At 60.4% G+C, this 19,373-nt stretch carries 19 protein-coding genes and 1 tRNA gene; 14 read left to right on the top strand and 6 right to left on the bottom strand.

Going from position 1 to position 19,373, the window contains the following annotated elements; translation table 11 throughout:
• The 5 genes from hemN to ACK4TM_RS10280 form a co-directional block, all read right to left on the bottom strand.
• Positions 1–1,313: oxygen-independent coproporphyrinogen III oxidase (hemN, locus tag ACK4TM_RS10300; RefSeq protein WP_409700722.1), on the bottom strand; the 1,313-nt coding region annotated here is incomplete at its 3' end.
• A gap of 61 nt (positions 1,314–1,374) precedes the next feature.
• Positions 1,375–1,977 (bottom strand): SCO family protein, encoded by a 603-nt coding sequence (locus ACK4TM_RS10295; protein WP_409700719.1) that lies wholly within the window; start codon positions 1,975–1,977, stop codon positions 1,375–1,377.
• Positions 1,978–2,031: 54 nt separating this feature from the next.
• Complete coding sequence (locus tag ACK4TM_RS10290; protein ID WP_409700716.1) at positions 2,032–2,535, bottom strand: copper chaperone PCu(A)C; 504 nt, start codon at positions 2,533–2,535, stop codon at positions 2,032–2,034.
• Positions 2,536–2,586: 51 nt separating this feature from the next.
• Positions 2,587–2,970, bottom strand: coding sequence for a hypothetical protein (locus tag ACK4TM_RS10285; RefSeq protein ID WP_409700713.1), 384 nt, complete (start codon positions 2,968–2,970; stop codon positions 2,587–2,589).
• 113 nt (positions 2,971–3,083) lie between these two features.
• A complete protein-coding gene (locus ACK4TM_RS10280; RefSeq protein ID WP_409700710.1) occupies positions 3,084–4,124 on the bottom strand; it encodes an extracellular solute-binding protein in 1,041 nt (346 codons plus the stop codon).
• Positions 4,125–4,342: 218 nt separating this feature from the next.
• On the opposite strand from ACK4TM_RS10280, the gene ACK4TM_RS10275 reads away from it, so the two are divergent.
• The 12 genes from ACK4TM_RS10275 (at position 4,343) to ACK4TM_RS10220 (ending at position 16,517) form a co-directional block, all read left to right on the top strand.
• The gene (locus tag ACK4TM_RS10275; protein WP_409700709.1) at positions 4,343–4,849 is read left to right on the top strand and encodes a DinB family protein; all 507 of its coding nucleotides are present in this window, start codon (positions 4,343–4,345) and stop codon (positions 4,847–4,849) included.
• 20 nt (positions 4,850–4,869) lie between these two features.
• Complete coding sequence (gene acuI / locus ACK4TM_RS10270; RefSeq protein ID WP_409700706.1) at positions 4,870–5,853, top strand: acryloyl-CoA reductase; 984 nt, start codon at positions 4,870–4,872, stop codon at positions 5,851–5,853.
• Positions 5,846–7,060 (top strand): aminotransferase class V-fold PLP-dependent enzyme, encoded by a 1,215-nt coding sequence (locus ACK4TM_RS10265; protein ID WP_409700703.1) that lies wholly within the window; start codon positions 5,846–5,848, stop codon positions 7,058–7,060. Before acuI ends, ACK4TM_RS10265 begins: the two co-directional genes overlap by 8 nt.
• Positions 7,057–8,472 (top strand): cryptochrome/photolyase family protein, encoded by a 1,416-nt coding sequence (locus ACK4TM_RS10260; protein ID WP_409700700.1) that lies wholly within the window; start codon positions 7,057–7,059, stop codon positions 8,470–8,472. Before ACK4TM_RS10265 ends, ACK4TM_RS10260 begins: the two co-directional genes overlap by 4 nt.
• 107 nt (positions 8,473–8,579) lie before the next feature.
• Positions 8,580–9,788 carry a class I SAM-dependent methyltransferase gene (locus ACK4TM_RS10255; protein ID WP_409700696.1) on the top strand — a complete coding sequence of 403 codons (1,209 nt, stop codon included), beginning with the start codon at positions 8,580–8,582 and terminating at the stop codon, positions 9,786–9,788.
• Between the two features lie 37 nt (positions 9,789–9,825).
• Positions 9,826–10,290: a TrgA family protein gene (locus tag ACK4TM_RS10250; protein WP_409700693.1), complete on the top strand. Its 465-nt coding sequence runs from the start codon at positions 9,826–9,828 to the stop codon at positions 10,288–10,290.
• A gap of 3 nt (positions 10,291–10,293) precedes the next feature.
• Positions 10,294–11,409 (top strand): gamma-glutamylcyclotransferase, encoded by a 1,116-nt coding sequence (locus tag ACK4TM_RS10245; RefSeq protein ID WP_409700690.1) that lies wholly within the window; start codon positions 10,294–10,296, stop codon positions 11,407–11,409.
• Between the two features lie 53 nt (positions 11,410–11,462).
• Positions 11,463–12,494 (top strand): cysteine synthase A, encoded by a 1,032-nt coding sequence (locus tag ACK4TM_RS10240; RefSeq protein WP_409700687.1) that lies wholly within the window; start codon positions 11,463–11,465, stop codon positions 12,492–12,494.
• Positions 12,491–14,827, top strand: coding sequence for a DUF3772 domain-containing protein (locus ACK4TM_RS10235; protein WP_409700728.1), 2,337 nt, complete (start codon positions 12,491–12,493; stop codon positions 14,825–14,827). The genes ACK4TM_RS10240 and ACK4TM_RS10235 overlap by 4 nt, the downstream gene beginning before the upstream one ends.
• A complete protein-coding gene (locus ACK4TM_RS10230) occupies positions 14,805–15,521 on the top strand; it encodes an alanyl-tRNA editing protein (RefSeq protein WP_409700684.1) in 717 nt (238 codons plus the stop codon). Before ACK4TM_RS10235 ends, ACK4TM_RS10230 begins: the two co-directional genes overlap by 23 nt.
• A gap of 4 nt (positions 15,522–15,525) precedes the next feature.
• Positions 15,526–16,152: a M35 family metallo-endopeptidase gene (locus ACK4TM_RS10225; protein WP_409700681.1), complete on the top strand. Its 627-nt coding sequence runs from the start codon at positions 15,526–15,528 to the stop codon at positions 16,150–16,152.
• Positions 16,149–16,517 (top strand): hypothetical protein, encoded by a 369-nt coding sequence (locus ACK4TM_RS10220; RefSeq protein ID WP_409700678.1) that lies wholly within the window; start codon positions 16,149–16,151, stop codon positions 16,515–16,517. Before ACK4TM_RS10225 ends, ACK4TM_RS10220 begins: the two co-directional genes overlap by 4 nt.
• Here the strand turns inward: ACK4TM_RS10220 and ACK4TM_RS10215 are convergent.
• Positions 16,514–17,656 carry an AI-2E family transporter gene (locus tag ACK4TM_RS10215; RefSeq protein WP_409700725.1) on the bottom strand — a complete coding sequence of 381 codons (1,143 nt, stop codon included), beginning with the start codon at positions 17,654–17,656 and terminating at the stop codon, positions 16,514–16,516. The two genes, ACK4TM_RS10220 and ACK4TM_RS10215, sit on opposite strands and share 4 nt — an antisense overlap.
• A gap of 128 nt (positions 17,657–17,784) precedes the next feature.
• Between ACK4TM_RS10215 and ACK4TM_RS10210 the strand changes: the two genes are divergently transcribed.
• Both ACK4TM_RS10210 and ACK4TM_RS10205 read left to right on the top strand, forming a co-directional pair.
• Positions 17,785–17,874, top strand: a tRNA-Ser gene (locus ACK4TM_RS10210).
• Between the two features lie 157 nt (positions 17,875–18,031).
• Positions 18,032–19,300, top strand: a complete 1,269-nt coding sequence (locus ACK4TM_RS10205) for a tyrosine-type recombinase/integrase (RefSeq protein ID WP_409700675.1) — start codon at positions 18,032–18,034, stop codon at positions 19,298–19,300.
• Positions 19,301–19,373: the final 73 nt, after the last annotated feature.

The following is a 19,373-nucleotide window of genomic DNA, read 5'->3' as shown; positions in this document are numbered from 1 at the left end:
GACCCGTCATAGGCATTGGCGATGATGCGGGTCAGAACCTTCCCCGCGGGGAGGATTTTGATTTTATCCCCGTCTTTTGCGACGAATCCGGCAAAGCGTTCCAGGATGGATTGATGGACAGGGACGAGAATATCCGCATCAGGATGGTCTGATAATACGTTGATATCAATTTCAAAATCATACATCAGCATATTGATCGCCTGCGCGCGCAGCCGGTCCTCGCGCGTCATCGCATAGCCCCGGTGGCCCGCCAGATCACCCGCCGCGATCCGCGCGATATAGGCGGCGGTGGCAGAGGGGTTCTGCACATAGCCCGCGTCATATTGCGAAATAGCCGAGGCCCCGATCCCGATCAGCGTCGGGCAGGTATCATCGGTATAGCCTTGAAAATTGCGCCGGAGCCGGCCGGTATGGGCGGCGATGGTCAGGGTGTCGGTGGATTTGCCGAAATGGTCGATCCCGATCGGCAGATAGCCCGCGTCAGCAAAGGCGCGGGCGGCCTGCTGGGCCAGATGATACCGGGCTTCCTCGCCCGGCAGGGCGGCATCGGGGATCAGTTTCTGGCGTTTGGAAAAATGCGGCACATGGGCATAGCCGAACAGTGCAATGCGGTCGGGATCAAGCGTGCGCAGTCTGGCCAGAGTATCCTCCAGCTTCGCCTGTGTCTGATAGGGCAGACCGTACACCAGATCCGCGTTCAGCGATGTGATACCCGCCGCGCGCAGGCTGTCGACGCAGGCGCGTGTCACGGCAAAGCTTTGGTCGCGGCCAATCGCCTTTTGGACATCGGGGGCGAAATCCTGAATGCCGATACTGGCGCGGGTCATCCCCATATCGGCCAGCATCGCGATCTTGGCGTCATCGACCAGCGTCGGGTCGATTTCCACCGAGAATTGGAAACCGGGGGCGGGTGGGATCACATCCATCACCGCCAGTGCCAGATCGCGGATCATGTCGGGCGGCAGGATTGTCGGCGTGCCGCCGCCCCAATGCATGTGGCCCATGGTGATGCCAGCGGGCAGGGTCCGGGCCAGCATCGCCAGTTCCATTTTCAGCGCCCGCAGGTAGTTTTCAACAGGTTTCAGCGTGGTCGTCCCCTGCGTCGCGCAGGCGCAGAACCAGCAGAGCCTTTCGCAAAACGGGATGTGGAGATAGACCGACACCGGCTGGGCAGGGTCCAGCCCTGTCAGGCAATCGCGCTGGAAATCCGCGCCGACACCGGCGTGAAACGCGGTGGCGGGGGGATAGCTGGTGTAGCGGGGCACGCGCGCATCGAACAGGCCCATGCGGCGTAGATTTGCAAGATGATCCATGCGGCCATTCTGCGGATGATCCGGCGCGTTTCCTTGCGCCAGATCAAGTCTTGCCCGGAAATCAGGTCATTTGTCCGACGAAGCATTCCGTTATCTCGGCCACCTGATCGGCGGAATTGTCACGCCGGAAAAACGTGGCGAACCCGGTGTCGGGGAACATCAGATAGGTCTGGGTCGAATGATCGACAAGATAGTAATCCGGGTCACCTTCGACCGCGCGGTAATAGCTTTTGTAGGCATCAGAGGCCGCCTTGACCTGTGCGGGGCTGCCGGTCAGTCCGATCATGTCGGGGTGGAAATTATCGGTGAATGCGCCCACCACCTCGGGCGTGTCGCGCTGGGGATCGACCGAGATAAAGACCGTGCCGATATCGATGCCCTGTTCGGCCAGAATATCTGCGGCAATCGCGTTGCGCATCGTGTCAAGCGGGCAGACATCGGGGCAGAAGGTATAGCCGAAATAGACCAGCGTCGGTTTGGTGATCACATCGCTGTCTGTCACCGTCTCGCCGGTTTCAGAGACCAGCTCGAACGGCCCGCCGATGGCGGCACCGGCCACGCTGGTATTGCCGCAGGGGCCGGGGGCGGTGGCCGATTGCCAGGCATAGACGCCGATCCCGGCAGCGACGGCAAGGATGCCTGATCCGAAAATAACAGATTTCATCTGGTTTCCTTTCATGGAAAGGGCGTCACCCCAAGGGGCAACGCCTTAGCGGGATCAATGGTTGTGGTCGTGGTCATGGCCATGGTTATGATCATGGTCGCAGTCATCGCCATGTCCGCTTGCCGCGTCGCGCGTGACCACGTCAAAGTTGACCGGCACTTCGCCCGCCTGGTCGAAGACCAGCGTCGCCTGCAGGCTGTCGCCTGCCGTCAGCGGATTGCCCTGCAGGCCCATGAACATCACATGCATGCCGCCGGGTTCGAGTGTGACGGTTTCACCGGCTGGCACGGGGATCGCATCCAGATGGATCATCCGGGCGATATCGTCTTCAAATTCGGTGGTGTGGATTTCAACGCGCGGGAAATCGGCCAGCACGGCGATCAGCGTGTCATCGCTGTCGCCGGTGTTGGTGATGGTGACGAAGCCGCCGCCGGCCATCGCGGTGGGGGCGGTTTCAAAGGCATAGGCATCGCTGACGCTGATCGCGCTGTCGGCAAGCGCCGAGGTGCCACCAATGGCGGCGATGATGGCGAAGCTCGCCAGTTTGGGGAAGGTCATAGTTTTGGCTTTCGGTTGCGCGGGCCAGGGCCCGCGTTACGGGGGATCGGTTCAGACGTTGTATGAACGATCCCGCGCCGGGGGTGCGCGCGCCGGATGGATAAACACGCGCTGCCTGCGCAATGTGTCACCCGCCGCCTGCGCCCAATCCACCAGACGGGCGCTGATCTGCGCAGTGGGGCCTGTCACCGCGCCGGGCAGACCCGCCCCGGCGCTGATCAGACAGGCCATGCACAATTCGGCCCCATGCAAGGGTGCGCCGCTATCGGCACAGATTGCCGCCCAGTCGCCACCGGCCAGCAGATAAGCCTCGGCGCGGGCATCATCCTGCGGCGGCTGATGCCCAAAACTGACCGCCGTCAGCGCCAGCGACAGCAATGCCGCGACAAAGACGCGCCCGATTATCGGGAAAAGGGATGTGAACCGCGTAAGCATACCCCCTGATCTACTGTTATTCGCGCAAAGGTCCAGCCGGTTTTTTGACGCGGGGGCGGTGGAGGAAAAGGGCGGCACCATTGGCACCGCCCTTTGCGATCATGTCGGACAGATCAGAACCCGGCTTTGATCATCTCGAAGGTTTCGGCCATCCGTTCCTTGTCTTCATTGCTCATCGGCAATTGCGCAAGGACCGGCACGTCGATGTCTTCCAGACCGGAGGCGACAAGATCTTCTTCTGTCACTTGTGCTTCCAGAGCTGTGGCATTGGCAGAACCGTAGCCCGCTTCCAGCAGTGGCACGACCGAGGTTTCCGACAAAAAGGCGTTGAGATAATCATAGGCCTTGTCGACATTGCCCTGACCACCGGCCAGTTTCACATAGCCGCACAGCCACAGCGATGACCCTTCTTCCGCTTCACGCTGGAATGCGATGGGCCGGCCTTCCTCGACCATGGCGGGATAGGTTTCGTTCCACGCCCAGCTGACCAGAATTTCGCCAGAGGACAAAAGCTGCGCCAATTCCGCAGGATCGGTCCAATAGGTACGCAGGTTGGGATGGACTTCGCGGAGCCAGTTGGATGCGGCCTCGAATTCCTCATCCGTGACGTCCTGCCAATTGGTCACGCCGGTGGCCAGATAGGCCAGCGCATAGGCGTCATCAACGTTGTCAGGCAGCGTCATGCGGCCCGCATAGGCGGGGTTGGTGAACACCTGTAGGCTGGCGACATCTTCTTCGGGCACTTCTTCGGGGTTATAGGCGATCCCGGTCGAGCCGAAATCGGTCGGGATGAAATAGGTCTCGCCCGCGCCGATTTCTTCGCCGGTCAGGCTGGCGTTCAGATCGTCATAGGCGGTGATCCGGTCGGTATCCCAGGGTTCCAGAATGCCGCTTTCGGTCCAGCGGGTCACGGATGGCGCACAGACATGCGACACATCGGCCCGGAAACCGGCGCGGATTTTCTGAAACGCCTCGTCTTCGTCGCCAAAGAACGTGAAGGTGGGGCTGGCGCCGTGCTGGTCAATGTAATCCTGGTGATATTCGGGCATCTCAAAGCCGGAATAGTCGAAAACCAGCAATTCGCTGTCCTGTGCCGCCACAGCGCTTGCCATGGCCAGCAAGGACGCAGCACCCATCAATCCTGTCAGTTTCATGTCTTTCTCCCGGTTGTTTTCTGCGCATGAACCTAAGTGCGCAAATCCAGCGCGGCAAGGGCCATCGCGCCGCGATGACGTGGTTTCGTCGGGCGCTGCCTTTGCGGGCAGTCAGACGGTGCTTTGCATGCCGACAGGGCATTTCCGCATTGCCGGGGCGGGGAATGTCTGACAGGTTTCCGTGCAAGAAACAGTGACTTCACAACAGGATCGCCGCGATGATCAATCCGGAATATTGTCAGATGATGGCCCGTTATAATGCCTGGCAGAATGCGGGCCTGCGCGACATGCTCAGGGATATCCCGACCGCGGAACTGACCAAGGATCGTGGCGCGTTCTTTGGGTCGATCCTGGGGACGCTGAACCATCTGCTCTGGGCCGATACGGTCTGGATGAGCAGGCTGGATGGCGGGCCCGGCACGGATGTGGCGATGAAAGACGGCCCGTTCATGACGCCCACCGCTGCGGTCTGGTCCGGTGACAGGTTCCGCATGGACGGGCGGATCAATCTTTGGGCCAAACAGGTCAAGGCGCTGGATCTGGTGGGCGATCTGACATGGTATTCGGGCGTGATGCAGCGCCAGATGGCCAAGCCCAAGGCGATGTGCATCATGCAGATTTTCAACCACCAGACCCATCATCGCGGGCAGGTCCATGCGATGCTGACCCAGATGGGATTAAAGCCGCAGGATACCGATATCCCGTTCATGCCGGATGCGGTCTGAGGCAGTTAAAGGAGACGACAATGTTCAAAGCCTTGATCGTGGACAAGGATGCGGATGGCAAAACCCATGCCGCCGTGCAGGACCTGACGCTGGATCAATTGCCGGCCGGTGATGTGACCGTCGCGGTGGAATATTCGACGGTGAATTACAAGGATGGCCTGTGCATCGGGTCTGGTGGTGGCTTGGTCCGCAATTACCCGCATGTGCCGGGCATCGATTTCGCTGGCACGGTCGAGGCGTCGGATGATCCCCGTTACAAACCCGGCGACAAGGTCATCCTGACCGGCTGGCGCGTGGGCGAGGCGCATTGGGGCGGCTATGCACAAAAGGCGCGGGTCAAGGCGGATTGGCTGGTGCCTTTGCCGGACGGGCTGACCACACGGCAGGCGATGGCCGTGGGCACCGCCGGTTTCACCGCGATGCTGGCGGTGATGGCGCTGGAGGATCACGGGATCAAATCCGGCCCGGTGCTGGTGACGGGGGCTGCCGGTGGTGTGGGGTCGGTGGCGACAGCGATTCTTGCGCATCTGGGCCATCAGGTTGCGGCTGTCACCGGGCGGCCGGAAACGGCGGATTACCTGACATCTTTGGGCGCGACCCAGATCGTGGCGCGTGAAGACATCAATGAAACCGTCAAACGCCCGTTAGAGGGCGAAACATGGGGCGGCTGTATCGATGCCGTCGGCGGCGCGATGCTGGCCCGCGTTTTGGGACAGATGGAATATGGGGCCTCTGTCGCCGCTGTTGGGCTGGCCGGCGGCGCGAACCTGCCTGCCACGGTCATTCCGTTCCTGCTGCGCGGGGTCAATCTGCTCGGCATCGATTCTGTCATGCAACCCTATGACAACCGTGTGCGGGCCTGGGCGCGGATTGCCAAGGATCTGCCGATGGACCGGCTGGAGGCGATGATCCAGCCTGCCACGCTGTCCGATCTGCCGCAGCTTGGTGCGGATATTCTGGCCGGGCAGGTGAAAGGCCGTGTCGTGGTGGACGTCAATGCTTGATCTGACATGGGTGCGCGCGCAATTCCCCGCCTTTGACGAACCAAGCCTGCAGGGCCAGGCGTTTTTCAGCAATGCGGGCGGGTCTTATACCTGCCGTCAGGTGATTCACAGGCTGTATCGGTTCTACACGCAGCGCAAGGTGCAGCCCTATTCCGCTTATGAGGCGTCCCGTCTGGGGGGCGAAGAGATGGACGAGGCGCGCACAAGGCTGGCCGCGATGATGGGTGTGGCAACGCATGAATTGTCCTTTGGCCCGTCCACGACGCAGAATACCTATGTTCTGGCGCAGGCCGTGCGGCGCTGGATCAAGCCGGGACAAAAGATCATCGTCACCAATCAGGATCATGAGGCGAACAGCGGCCCATGGCGCAGGTTGGCCGAGGAAGGGATCAGGATTGTCGAATGGCAGCTTGATCCCGAGACGGGTTTGCTGGCGCTTGATGATCTGGCAGAGCTTTTGAGTGATGACACAGCTTTGCTGTGTTTTCCGCATTGTTCCAATGTTATAGGGGCCGTAAATGATGTTGCTGCGATCACGGCATTGGCCCAATCCGCAGGCGCCCGCGTCTGTGTCGATGGCGTCAGCTATGCGCCGCATGGGCTGGCGGATGTCGGCGCGCTTGGTTGCGACGTCTATCTTTTCAGCGCCTATAAAACCTACGGCCCGCATCAGGGGATCATGGTGATCCGCGAGGATTTTGGGATGGAACTGCCCAATCAGGGGCATCATTTCAACGGCGATACGCTTTATAAACGCTTTACCCCCGCTGGGCCCGACCATGCGCAGGTCGCGGCCAGCGCCGGGATGGCGGATTACTTTGATGCAATGTCACAGCATCATGGCGGCGGCACCGGGGCGGAGGCCGCGCGGCTGTCGCATGATCTGATGCGCGATCAGGAGATTGCGCTGCTGAAGCCGCTGCTGGATTATGTCAGCGCCAAGAATTCGGTCCGCCTGATCGGGCCTGCGGATGCGAAGATGCGCGCGCCGACTGTCGCGATGGCCTTGCAGGGCGATGCGGCGCAGGTGGCCGCACAACTGGCCCCCTTGGGGATCATGGCAGAGGGTGGGGATTTCTACGCGCAGCGCCCGTTGTCTGCGATGGGTGTCGATCTGGGCAAGGGCGTCCTGCGCGTCAGTTTCACCCATTACACCAGCAAGGCAGAGCTTGACCAGTTGCTGGCGGCACTAGATCAGGTGCTATGAACAAAACACCCGTTATTGTCTGGTTCCGCCGCGATCTGCGCCTGTCCGACCATCCCGCCCTGACTGCCGCCTGTGACGCGGGGCGTCCGGTGGTCCCGGTATATATCCATGACGATCAGGTCGCAGGGCTGGGTGCGGCGCAGAAGCTGCGGCTGGAACTGGCACTGGACGTGTTCGGCAAGGCGCTGGCGGACAAGGATAGTCGGTTGATCCTGCGCAAGGGGCCTGCGCTGGATGTGCTGCGCGATCTGATAAGGGAGACGGGGGCAGGGGCGGTCTATTGGTCCCGGCTTTACGACACACCTGCAAAGGATCGCGATACCAAGGTCAAGGCAGCGCTGAAAGAGGATGGGATCGAGGCCAAAAGTTTCGCCGGGCATCTGTTGTTTGAACCCTGGACGGTCGAGACCAAGACAGGTGGTTTTTACAAGGTCTATACCCCGATGTGGAAGGCCGTGCGCGGCAATGACGTGGGCGATGCCTTACCGCGACCGGGGAAGATCGCAGCGCCTGACAAATGGCCCGCCAGCGATGATCTGGACGACTGGCACTTGCGCCGCGCGATGCACCGGGGCGCGGATATCCTCGCCACCCATTGCACTGTGGGCGAGGATGCCGCCAACACCAGGCTGGGCCAGTTCATCGCCCACAAGGTCGCGGATTATGTGACCAACCGCGATCTGCCGGGGGTGAAAGGCACATCGAACCTGTCGGAAAACCTGACCTTTGGCGAAATCAGCCCGCGTGTCTGCTGGCATGCGGGCAAAGCCGCGCTGGAAGATGGCAAGGGCGATGCAGAGGTGTTCCTGAAAGAACTCGTCTGGCGCGAATTCGCCTATCATCTGGCGCATCACACGCCGCGTATCCTGACCGACAACTGGAAGGCAGACTGGAACGCTTTCCCTTGGAACACAAAGCTCACGCCAGAGGTTCAGGCATGGCAACGGGGCCGCACCGGCATACGGTTTGTCGATGCGGCCATGCGCGAGATGTATGTCACCGGCACGATGCATAACAGGGGGCGGATGATTGTGGCGTCTTATCTGACCAAACATCTGATGACGCATTGGAAAATCGGGCTGGACTGGTTCGCCGATTGCCTGATCGACTGGGACCCGGCCAGCAATGCGATGGGCTGGCAATGGTCGGCAGGGTCGGGGCCGGATGCGACGCCTTATTTCCGGGTGTTCAACCCGGTCACGCAGCTGGATAAATTCGACAAGGACCGCGCCTATGTCAAACGCTGGCTGGCGGAGGAATACAAAAATCCCTCCGACACGGCGCTGTCCTATTTCGACATGATCCCGCGATCATGGGGCCTGTCGCCGGGTGACGCCTATCCCGATTCTATCGTGACAACGGACGAAGGGCGGACGCGGGCGCTGGACGCCTACAGCAACCGTGGGTTTTAAAGCGACGGGACCTTGTCGCGCAGGAAACTTTTTATGTCTGTTTGCCGTGACTTCGCGGACAGACAGGTTAATTTAGCGTTAACGACAGCAATCAGAAACGGACGACAATGATCCTGACGACCACAGAGGGGCAGACAGACCTGCCGCGTTATTTTACCCATGTGTTTGACGCGGTCAAAACCATGAAACGCGGCCGGATCGATATTATCCTGCCCGATGGCCGCCATTTCCGTGCCGAAGGCGCAGAGCCGGGCTATGTTGCCGAAGTGCATGTGCACAACCCCGATATCTTTGCCCGCACCGTGCGCGAAGGCGATCTGGGGTTTTGCGAGGCCTATATGGACGGCTGGTGGTCCACGCCGGATCTGATGGCCTTCATGGATCTGATGCATGACGATATGGAACATATCTATGACGGCTTTCCCGGCCAGTTTCTGGTGCGGTTCTATGAACAGATGCGGTTCTGGTTGCAGAACAATTCCAAAAAGCAGGCCCGCAAGAATATCAGCTATCATTATGATCTGGGCAATGAATTCTATGGCCTGTGGCTGGATGACACGATGACTTATTCCTCGGCCAAATTCGTGACCGGGCAGGAAAGCATGGAAACTGGCCAGATCGAGAAATACAAAAGCATGGTTGATCAGATGGGTGTGAAACCCGGTGATCACGTGCTGGAAATCGGCTGCGGCTGGGGCGGTTTCGCCGAATACGCCGCCAAGGAACGCGGGTTACAGGTGACGGGGCTGACGATCAGCCGTGAACAGCATGATTACGCGGTCAAGCGCATGGCCGACGCGGGCCTGTCGGACATGGTCACGATCAAGATGCAGGACTACCGCGACGAAAAAGGCACATATGACGGTATCGCGAGTATCGAGATGTTCGAGGCGGTGGGCGAAAAATACTGGCCGGTCTATTTCGAAACCCTGCGCGACCGGCTGAAACCGGGCGGCAATGCGACCTTGCAGATCATCACCGTGGAACACCGCCGCTGGCAGGTTTACAAGCGCGGCGTTGATTTCATTCAGAAATATATCTTTCCGGGTGGGATGCTGCCCAGCCCCGTTGTCTTGCGCGAACAGATCGAAAAGGCGGGGCTTCAGGTCGCGGGATCGATCGAATTTGGCGAAAGTTACAGCCAGACCCTGCGCCGCTGGCACGACACGTTCAACGCGAAATGGGACGAGGTCGCAGCGCTTGGTTTTGACGACAGGTTCCGGCGGATGTGGAACTTTTACCTGACCTCTTGCGCGGGGACATTTCATAGCGGAAACTGCGATGTGACGCAGATAACGGTGACCCGCGCTTCCTGACGATGCCGGTGCGCCGGCAGAGTAAAGGTAAATGGTTATGACGATTTCCGGCAGGCGCAATATGCCCACTGCCGCCAAACTGGCGGGTGCGGTGGTTTATGGGTTAGGGGGCTGGTATGTCGCGGTCATGGCGACGCCGTTTTTTCTAGACGGCATCGCGCCCATGGCATTTCTGCCCGCCGCGATCCTGATCGGGCTCTATCTGGGCTGGGCCTATGTGGGCGCGCGCACAGGCCAAGGCTATGTCGCGGCGGTCGGGCATGGGGTGACGGCGGCTGTGGCCTTTTCATTCATGCTTTTGTTCGTCACCGCCTTTTCGATCATGATCACCCGCGCGATGCGGCTGCAATATGATGGGCCGATGGACCGTCTGGTCTCGGTCTTTGGAATCATGGTGACCGAAAGCCAGCGTTTCATGGACATCCCGCTGCTTGCGACAATCCTGTTGGGGGCGATCATCTGCGCGCTTTTCGCCGAATTCATCGGCAGGAGATACCCTTAAGCCATGGAGCTGTTTACCTATGGCACGCTGATGTCGCCTGCCCTGATGGCGGCGGTCGCGGGGATGGACCTGCCGACACCTGTGCCCGCAACGCTGGCCGATCACGCGATTTTTCCGGTGCGGGGTGATGTCGTCCCCTATATCGCGCCGGTGGCGGGCGGGGTGGTGCAGGGGCTGGTCTGGCGCGATCTGCCGGATCATGCCATCATGCGGCTGAACCTGTATGAAAATGCTTTTGGCTATGCGCTGCAAAGCGTCACTGTCCAGGCGGACGGCAAACCGCGTGCGGTGCATGTCTATCTTCCGGCGCAGGACATGCCCCCCGGCAGTGGTAGCTGGTCGCTGGCCGGCTGGGAAAAGTCCGATCTGACCCCCGCGATCTTTGCGGCGCAAGAATTGTTCGCGCTTGACCCGCTGCCCGCCCCGGAAACCCTGCGCCGGCAATGGCCGCAGATCGCGGCGCGCGCATGGAACCGCCACCGTGCCACCGCCGCACCTGCCACGTTGCGGCGCAAGGCCGTGGTGGGTGACACGCAGGTGGCCGCCAACACGCGGCCAATGGGTGGATTCTTTCGGTTTCAGGGCTTTGATATCAGTCATATCCGCTTTGACGGGACCCGTTCGCCGGTGTTGCAGCGCGAGGTGTTCATCGGTTTCGACGCCGCTATCGTGCTGCCGTATGATCCCGCGCGCGACCGGGTGCTGCTGCTGGAACAGCCCCGCATCGGTCCGCTGGTGCGGCATGACCCGAACCCCTGGATGCTCGAAGCCGTGGCCGGCATCATCGATGCGCGCGAAACGCCTGAACAGGCGGCGATGCGCGAAACCGCAGAAGAGGCCAGGTTGACCCCTTATCGCTTGATCCCCGCCGGGTCCTATTATCCGTCACCGGGGGCGGTGAGCGAGTATTTTTACAGCTTTGTCGCACTATGCGACCTGGCGGTGGATGCGCCTTATGGCGGCGGGCTGGCGACCGAAGGCGAGGATCTGCGCCTGCATCCGATGGATTTCGACGCGGCGATGGCACTGGCCGACAGCGGCGAGATCACGACAGGCCCGCTGCTGATGCTGCTTTATTGGCTGGCGCGGCATCGCGCAGAGCTGCGCAGCATGGGTTGATGTCGGGCAGGCGCGGTTCTACACAGATGGGGCGCAACGAAAGGCCCATTCCGATGACTATCCGCAATGATTTCGCCGACACGATTGGCAACACCCCCCTGATCAAGCTGCGTGCGATATCAGAGGCGACAGGCTGCACCATTCTGGGCAAGGCCGAGTTTCTGAACCCCGGCCAATCGGTTAAGGACCGCGCCGCGCTATTCATGATCAACGACGCCATTGCGCGCGGCGATTTGCGCCCCGGCGGCACGATTGTCGAAGGCACCGCAGGCAATACCGGGATCGGGCTGGCGCTGCTGGGATCATCCATGGGGTTCAAGACCGTCATCGTCATCCCTGAAACCCAAAGTCAGGAGAAAAAGGATATGCTGCGCCTTGCCGGTGCCAAACTGGTCGAGGTGCCTGCCGCCCCTTATCGCAACCCCAATAATTACGTGCGCTATTCCGAACGGCTGGCTGACGCGCTGCGCGAGACCGAACCGAACGGAGTGATCTGGGCCAATCAGTTTGACAATGTCGCGAACCGTCAGGCGCATGTCGAAACCACAGCACCCGAAATCTGGGATCAGACCGGCGGCAAGGTCGATGGTTTTATCTGCGCCGTGGGTTCGGGCGGGACGCTGGCCGGTGTGGCGCAGGTGTTGCAGCCCAAGGGTGTCAGGATCGGGCTGGCAGACCCGGAAGGATCGGCGCTGTATAATTTCTATGAACACGGCGAATTGAAATCCGAGGGCGGGTCGGTGTCCGAAGGGATCGGGCAGGGCCGCATCACCGCCAATCTGGACGGATTGACGCCTGATTTCGCCTATTCGATCAGCGATGCAGAGGCTTTGCCGCTGATCTATGACCTGATGCAGCATGAAGGTCTGTGCATGGGAGGGTCCACCGCGATCAATATGGCGGGTGCCGTGCGCATGGCGCGCGATCTGGGGCCGGGGCATACGATTGTGACGATCCTGTGCGATGTCGGCAGCCGCTATCAGTCGAAAATCTACAACCCGGCCTTCATGCGTGAAAAGGGACTGCCCGTGCCTGCGTGGCTGGAAGAAAAAGTCAGCGTGCCATCGGTGCTGATCGCGCAATGACCTTGCGCGCGGTCCTGTTCCGGCTGCTGATCTGTTGCAGCCTGCTTTGGCCCGCGATGGCGGTGGCGCAGGATTCCACCATGCCCGCGCGCACCTATTACGACGATCCTGATGCATGGACCCGGTTGGCCGAGCGGGCTGAGGTTATTGTTTCAAGAGACGGATCATCTTCTCTCGTTATCAGTAGGTTGCGTGCCGAACTTGTGGGGTGGCGTGATCATTTCACCTCGCAGACCAATATCAACGCCGGGCGTCTTGCGACAGTAAATGCGCAGATTGCAGCACTGGGGGCTGTGCCCGAAACGGGCGAGGAAGCCCCCGCCATCGCCGCCCGGCGCGCCACGCTGGAAACCCAGCGACAAGAGCTTTTGGCCCCGCGCGCCCTTGCGCAGGAGGCATTCGCGCGGGCCAACGGCCTGATCGGAGAGTTGGACAACAAGGTCCTGCAACAACAGACCGCCGCCTTGTTCGAAAGGGGGCTGTCGCCGTTGAACCCCGCGCTCTGGCCTGCGGCGGGGGTGGCGACCTGGCAGGTGCTGCGCAATATCGGCGCGGAAACCATCGCGGGCGCGCAGGTCCAGATTAACAGCGGTGCCTTGCTGCGTAACCTACCGCGCGCGGCGCTGTTTTTCGGTCTGGCGATCCTGCTGGTCGGCTATGCCCGCGGCTGGCTGGTGCGCTGGCGCGAAAGACTGGCGCAGCGCGATAGCCATCTGCTGCCGATCTGGCTGTTCGGGATGTCGCTATTGCAGATCATCGTGTCCTTTGCAGGGCTGTTGATGTTGACCAACGGGCTGGAAACACTGGCGATTTTCGGTTTGCGCGGGCAGGCGGTCGTCGCCGCCATTCCCTATGCCGGGATGAGCGTGGTGCTGGGCTGGTGGCTGGGTCGGCAGGTGTTCAGCGACGGCACGCTGCCCGGTTATCTGGGCTATGGCGAAGAGACCCGCAGCAACGCGCGCCGCTATACCCTGGCCATCGCCTGGGTGCTTGCCTTTGGCACCTTGTTTCGGGCCGGGGCGGGTACGATGGAACTGGAACCGGGCGTGGCGGCAACGATGACATGGCCCGTGCTGTTTGTGGCGGGCCTGCTGTTATGGCGGCTGGGTGTGCTGATCCAGACATCGCCCGAAACCACGACAGACGACAGCGCACCGCAGGGCCGGGTCAGGCTGTTGATCGGGCGGTATTGCACCCTTGTCGCGGTGGCAGGGCCTGCGCTGGCGGCGTTTGGTTATGGCGCGGCGGGGCTGGCTTTGCTGACCTCTTCGATCTTGTCGCTGGCGGTGATCGGGGCGATCCTTGTGTTGCAACGGATCGTGCATGACATCAGCCTACGCCATCCGCAGGCCGAAGATTCCAAGGGCCTGTTTGCCCTGCTGCCGCTGCTGGTCAGCTTCGTCGTTTATCTGGCCAGCCTGCCGGTTTTCGCGATCATCTGGGGCGCGCGCACCGACGATATCTTTGAAATCTGGAGCAGGTTCCGTGAAGGTTTCGCCTTGGGTGAAACCCGTATTTCGCCCACAGATTTCCTGATGTTCGCGATTGTGTTCGCGTTTGGCTTTGTGCTGACGCGGTTTGTTCAGGGGACGTTGCGGCGCACCGTGCTGCCGCGCACAAGGCTTGATCTGGGTGGGCAGAACGCCGTGGTGGCGGGTTTCGGCTATGTGGGGATATTCCTGGCCGCGCTGATCGCGATCACATCCGCCGGGATTGACCTGTCCAATCTGGCGATTGTCGCGGGGGCGTTATCGGTCGGGATCGGTTTTGGCCTGCAGAATATCGTGTCGAACTTTGTGTCCGGCATCATCCTGCTGATCGAACGCCCGATCAGCGAAGGCGACTGGATCGAGGTGGGCGGCCAGATGGGCTATGTCCGGGCGATATCGGTGCGATCGACGCGGATCGAAACCTTTGACCGTACCGATGTGATCGTGCCCAATGCCGATCTGGTCAGCGGGCAGGTCACCAACTGGACCCGTGGTAATCTGGTTGGCCGGGTGATCGTGCCTGTCGGTGTCGCCTATGGCACCGATACCGAAAAGGTCACCGAAATTCTGCGCGGCATCGCAGAACTGCATCCGATGGTGGTCATGACGCCGCCGCCTGCGGTTTTATTCGTCAATTTCGGTGCCGACGCGCTGGAATTTGAAATCCGCGCGATTCTGCGTGATGTCAATTATGTCCTGTCGACCAAATCGCAGATCAACCACGAAATCGCCAAGCAATTCGCCGCTGCAGGGATCGAAATTCCCTTTGCCCAGCGGGATATATGGCTGCGCAACCCCGAAGTGCTGAAAGGCCCCGCCGATGACAAAACCCCTGTTTCGTGACGATGCCTATCTGCGCGAGGCGCAAGCGCGTGTCGTTGATATCACCGGTGAAGGCGGGATCGTGCTGGACGGGTCGATCTTTTATCCCACATCGGGCGGACAACCGGGCGACAGCGGTCAGCTTTCATGGGCCGGGGCAACGCTGGAGATTGCCACCACCGTCAAGGGAGAAGGTGACGCGATGATCCTGCTGCCTGCCGAACCCGTGCCCTTGCCCGCTGTGGGCCAGGTGGTGCAGCAGAAATTGAACTGGGACCGGCGGCACCGGCATATGCGGGTGCATACGGCGTTGCACCTTTTGTCGGTGGTGATCCCCTTGCCGGTGACCGGCGGGTCGATTGCGGCGGACAAGGGCCGGCTGGATTTCGACATGGCCGACGCGCCAGAGGACAAAGAGACGCTTGAAAACGATCTCAACCGCCTGATCGCGTGCAATATGCAGATCAGCACGGAATGGATCACCGATGCGGAATTGGATGCCCAGCCTGACTTGGTCAAGACGATGTCGGTCCAGCCGCCGCGCGGCTCTGGCCATATCCGGCTGGTGCGGATCGGGTTGGGCGATGAAACCGCCGATCTGCAACCCTGCGGCGGCACCCATGTTGCCAATACGTCGGAAATCGGACGCGTCAGGATCGGCAAGATCGAAAAGAAAGGCCGGCAGAACCGCCGCGTCTATCTGCATCTGGAGTAGCATCATGCGTCTGGGCATCGTTTTGTTCATGCTGGTCTTCGGTCAAGCGGCGGTGGCGCAAAGCACGCCGGGCTGCAATACCACGCAGACAGCACTGGTGCAGACCGCTCTCGACAATGCCAAGGGGCTGACGATCAAGGCCGCTGCACGGGTCGGCGATACGGCTGAATATGAACGCTGGTTCGGGGATTATTCCCCGCAGAACGGTGAACATGTACGTGCCACGTTGAAATCCATCGTGACGGCGATCCGCAGTGGCGCAGTGATCACGCAATGCGACACCATCCGCGATGATGGCTGCATGGACGGAGAATATGCCTGGGTCTATCCGCATCAGCCTTACAAGATCCACCTTTGCCCGTCGTTTTTCGACCTGCCGCCGTTGGTGGCATTGCGGCCCGGCACCACCGCCAGCAACAACGGCACGCGGGAAGGCACGCTGGTCCACGAGATATCGCATTTCGATCCGGTCGCGCGGACCGATGATTATTGCTATACGCGCCGCGACTGTGCGGCGATGGCCCGCCGTGATCCGGCCCGCGCGGTGGATAACGCCGACAGCTATCAATATTTTACCGAAGATGTGACCTATTACGCCCGCCAACCCGTCGCGGGTAAATCCGCGCCGTGACGCTGTTTCGCCGTAGCGCCAGCGTGACGGCGCTTGGCTGTCTGGCGCTTTGCGGAATGCTGTTCGTGAATGGCGGGCAATATGCCGCGACGTTCGGGATTGCCCCCGATCAGGGGGCTGGTTTCGTGGCGCGGCGCGCGGCCCCTGTCTTTGCCGGGCTGGCGGTGATGCTGTGGCTGCTGCGCGATCTGCCCAAAGGCTCTGCGCGTGACGGGCTGTGTATCGGCATGGTGGTGCTGTGGTGGGGGATCGCGGCCAGCGGCATCGCGGAATATGTCACGGGGCAGGCGGGCAGTACGATCCTGATCGCCGCCATGGTCGAGGTGATCGTCGGGCTGGTCTTTGTGATCGCGCGGCGACGTTAAGGCTTGGGTGGCTTCTTGAACAGATCGCGTTCGGCAGTTTCGTTGAGCATCTGTTCGGTATCGGGTAAACCTTCGCGCGACAAAAGGATCGCGAAAGGGCGCAACCCCGGCACATGGCTGCACACCACCAGCAGCATCACCATGATCGGCACCGACAAAAACATCCCCGGCACGCCCCAGACCGCACCCCAGAACGCCAACGACAGGATGATGCCGAAGGATGACAGGCGCAAAGCCCGCCCCATCAGCATCGGATCAATGACATTGCCGTTCAGAAACTGAATGCCGGCGGCGATCAGGAAAACCAACAGCGTGGTATTGGCATCGCCGAACTGGACATGGGTCACAAGGGCGATCAAGCCGGTCGCCAGAATAGAGCCGATGTTGGGGATGAAATTCAGCACGAAGGTAATGATCCCCAGTGACGTCGCCAGCTCCAGCTGGAACGCGCGCGCCAGCAGATAGACCATACCGCCGGTGATCAGGCTGATCACCGTCTTGACCAACAGGTAATAGTTCACGCGGTGGATGATCGACTGGATGATTTTGCCCACGCGGACGGCCTGTTGATGGTCGTCAAAGAAATTTTCCAGCTTGGTGGTGAACCAGATCCTTTCGGCGAATAAAAAGCCCACGAACAGGATCACCAGCACCGTGGCCTGGGTGATCCCGCTGGCCTGACTGGCGGCGGTGCGCAGATAGCTGGAGGCATCGATCGACCGGACCGCATTGAAAATCGCAGCCTCACTGTCATCCCCCAGCCAGCTAAACATCGAGGCAATCGCCGACGGCGCGCGTTCGGTATAGGACAGGGTCGTCACCAGCACCGTATTGATCTGCGCCAGCAGCACCGATGTCAGCATCAGCAGCGCCAGCGCGATCAGCAGCATCGCCGCGACAGAGGCCACGGCATTGGGGATGCGCAAAGGGCCGATCCGCTGACGCGCGATGAAATTGATCACATCGCTGGTCAGGCTGAACAGGATGATCGCGGTGGCAAGCGAGATCAGGATGAACCGGGCCTGCACCAGCAAGAACAGAACAACCGCAAAGGCGATGATGATCAGCGCACCGGTCTGCAGCCGGCCCGATTCTATGCGCCTGTCCGGCGTCGTGGTCTTGGGCGGGTCGTGCAACATCATACCATCTTATCAAAAAGGGCTTAGCGCGCAATATAGCGGGCAAAACGGCCAAGGGTAAACAGGTAGAACAAATAGTTTGCGGGGTCTTGCAAATCCCGCGCTGTTCCGGCTAAACCCTGCGGAACGGACAGGTGGCCGAGTGGTCGAAGGCGCACGCCTGGAAAGTGTGTAGGCGGGAGACCGTCTCCAGGGTTCGAATCCCTGTCTGTCCGCCAACTTTCCCTTGATCAGAATTATCCAACTGCTTGAAAATAAAGGATAATTTGCTCCACGATCTATCCCATCAGGCGCTTCCCACACATTTTTGATATACAAACCGATCATCTTTGCGATACACGTGACCTGCAAGGTGCGATCATGGAAGGGTTCAGGATGATCAGACTGCGGCAGAATACTTGGCAGCTAAATCGACGGGTTCCCAAACGCTACCACGCTGTAGAACCGCGCCGGGTCATCGTGGATTCTCTGCATACGGACTCGAAAACGGTGGCGACCGAAAAGGCCAAGGCGATCTGGTCGCACCTGATCGAGGCGTGGGAAGCCAAGCTGGCAGGCGACACCACCGATGCCGACCGGCGTCTGGCGGCGGCAAAGAACCTGGCGGCTATCCGAGGGTATCGATATCTACATGCGACCGCCGTGGCTGAACTGCCGATCCGGGAATTGGTCGACCGGATCGATGCCGTGCCGGTTCATAAGGGTGAGCCGGACCGGGTAGAGGCGGCGGCTATCTTGGGTGGCACCGCTGCACCTAAGATTACGGTCAGCGCCGCGCTGGATGAATACTGGCCGCTGACCAAGGACAGGTTGATCAGCAAGTCGGATGATCAGGTGCGCCGATGGAAGAACCCTCGCATAAAGGCGATCAAGAATTTCTTGAATGTCGTGGGTGACAAAAACATTGCCGACATCACCGGCGACGACATGCTGGACTTTCGAGGATGGTGGATGGACAGGATCGTGGAAGATGGTCTGTCTGCGAACGCCGCGAACAAGGATTTGAGCCATTTCGGCACTGTCATGAAAACCTTAAACAGCATGAAGCGCCTAGGGCTGGTGCTGCCGCTGTCTGATTTGAGCTTCGCGGCAGGCGAGGCGAAGACGCGGCCACCATTCTCTGAAAAATGGATCAGGGAAAATCTACTCGCGCCGGGTGCGCTGGCCGGACTGAATGCAGAGGCGCGGGCCATCTTCCTGACGATGATCAACACGGGTGCGCGGCCATCCGAGATAGCGGGCCTGACGGCAGGTTGCATCCATCTGGCCGCGAACGTGCCGCACATCAGCATAGAGCCGATTGGGCGCGAACTGAAGAGTGCAAACGCAAGGCGCAAAATCCCCCTGACCGGCGTGTCGCTTGAAGCGATGCGCGCATTCCCAGAGGGCTTTCCGCGATATCAGGAAAATTCATCCGGTTTATCAGCAGCGCTCAACAAGTATCTGAAAAGTAATAACTTGAAGGAAACCCCTAATCATACGGTTTATTCACTGCGCCACGCTTTTGAGGATCGCTTGCTGGCCGCTGGCGTAGATGAACGTATCCGCCGAGACCTGATGGGCCATGCGCTTGATCGTCAGCGCTACGGGTCTGGTGGATCACTTGAACAGACGCAGGCGCTGGTGGCCAAGGTGGCGATCTAAGCTGCTAGGGCCTGCACACGGTCCATGACGCTGTTCTGGCGCTCTGCGGCCTCTATCTCGCTTTCCAGCCGCT

This window comes from Yoonia sp. (assembly GCF_046292185.1).
GTDB lineage: Bacteria > Pseudomonadota > Alphaproteobacteria > Rhodobacterales > Rhodobacteraceae > Yoonia.
This window is presented reverse-complemented; position numbering and strand designations above follow the sequence as displayed.

Excerpts from the sequence above, each read along its gene's own strand:
- ACK4TM_RS10295 (WP_409700719.1), bottom strand. The coding sequence starts at position 1,977 with ATGAAATCTGTTATTTTCGGATCAGGCATCCTTGCCGTCGCTGCCGGG.
- ACK4TM_RS10290 (WP_409700716.1), bottom strand. The coding sequence starts at position 2,535 with ATGACCTTCCCCAAACTGGCGAGCTTCGCCATCATCGCCGCCATTGGT.
- ACK4TM_RS10285 (WP_409700713.1), bottom strand. The coding sequence starts at position 2,970 with ATGCTTACGCGGTTCACATCCCTTTTCCCGATAATCGGGCGCGTCTTT.
- ACK4TM_RS10280 (WP_409700710.1), bottom strand. The coding sequence starts at position 4,124 with ATGAAACTGACAGGATTGATGGGTGCTGCGTCCTTGCTGGCCATGGCA.
- ACK4TM_RS10275 (WP_409700709.1), top strand. The coding sequence starts at position 4,343 with ATGATCAATCCGGAATATTGTCAGATGATGGCCCGTTATAATGCCTGG.
- acuI (WP_409700706.1), top strand. The coding sequence starts at position 4,870 with ATGTTCAAAGCCTTGATCGTGGACAAGGATGCGGATGGCAAAACCCAT.
- ACK4TM_RS10265 (WP_409700703.1), top strand. The coding sequence starts at position 5,846 with ATGCTTGATCTGACATGGGTGCGCGCGCAATTCCCCGCCTTTGACGAA.
- ACK4TM_RS10260 (WP_409700700.1), top strand. The coding sequence starts at position 7,057 with ATGAACAAAACACCCGTTATTGTCTGGTTCCGCCGCGATCTGCGCCTG.
- ACK4TM_RS10255 (WP_409700696.1), top strand. The coding sequence starts at position 8,580 with ATGATCCTGACGACCACAGAGGGGCAGACAGACCTGCCGCGTTATTTT.
- ACK4TM_RS10250 (WP_409700693.1), top strand. The coding sequence starts at position 9,826 with ATGACGATTTCCGGCAGGCGCAATATGCCCACTGCCGCCAAACTGGCG.
- ACK4TM_RS10245 (WP_409700690.1), top strand. The coding sequence starts at position 10,294 with ATGGAGCTGTTTACCTATGGCACGCTGATGTCGCCTGCCCTGATGGCG.
- ACK4TM_RS10240 (WP_409700687.1), top strand. The coding sequence starts at position 11,463 with ATGACTATCCGCAATGATTTCGCCGACACGATTGGCAACACCCCCCTG.
- ACK4TM_RS10235 (WP_409700728.1), top strand. The coding sequence starts at position 12,491 with ATGACCTTGCGCGCGGTCCTGTTCCGGCTGCTGATCTGTTGCAGCCTG.
- ACK4TM_RS10230 (WP_409700684.1), top strand. The coding sequence starts at position 14,805 with ATGACAAAACCCCTGTTTCGTGACGATGCCTATCTGCGCGAGGCGCAA.
- ACK4TM_RS10225 (WP_409700681.1), top strand. The coding sequence starts at position 15,526 with ATGCGTCTGGGCATCGTTTTGTTCATGCTGGTCTTCGGTCAAGCGGCG.
- ACK4TM_RS10215 (WP_409700725.1), bottom strand. The coding sequence starts at position 17,656 with ATGTTGCACGACCCGCCCAAGACCACGACGCCGGACAGGCGCATAGAA.
- ACK4TM_RS10205 (WP_409700675.1), top strand. The coding sequence starts at position 18,032 with ATGATCAGACTGCGGCAGAATACTTGGCAGCTAAATCGACGGGTTCCC.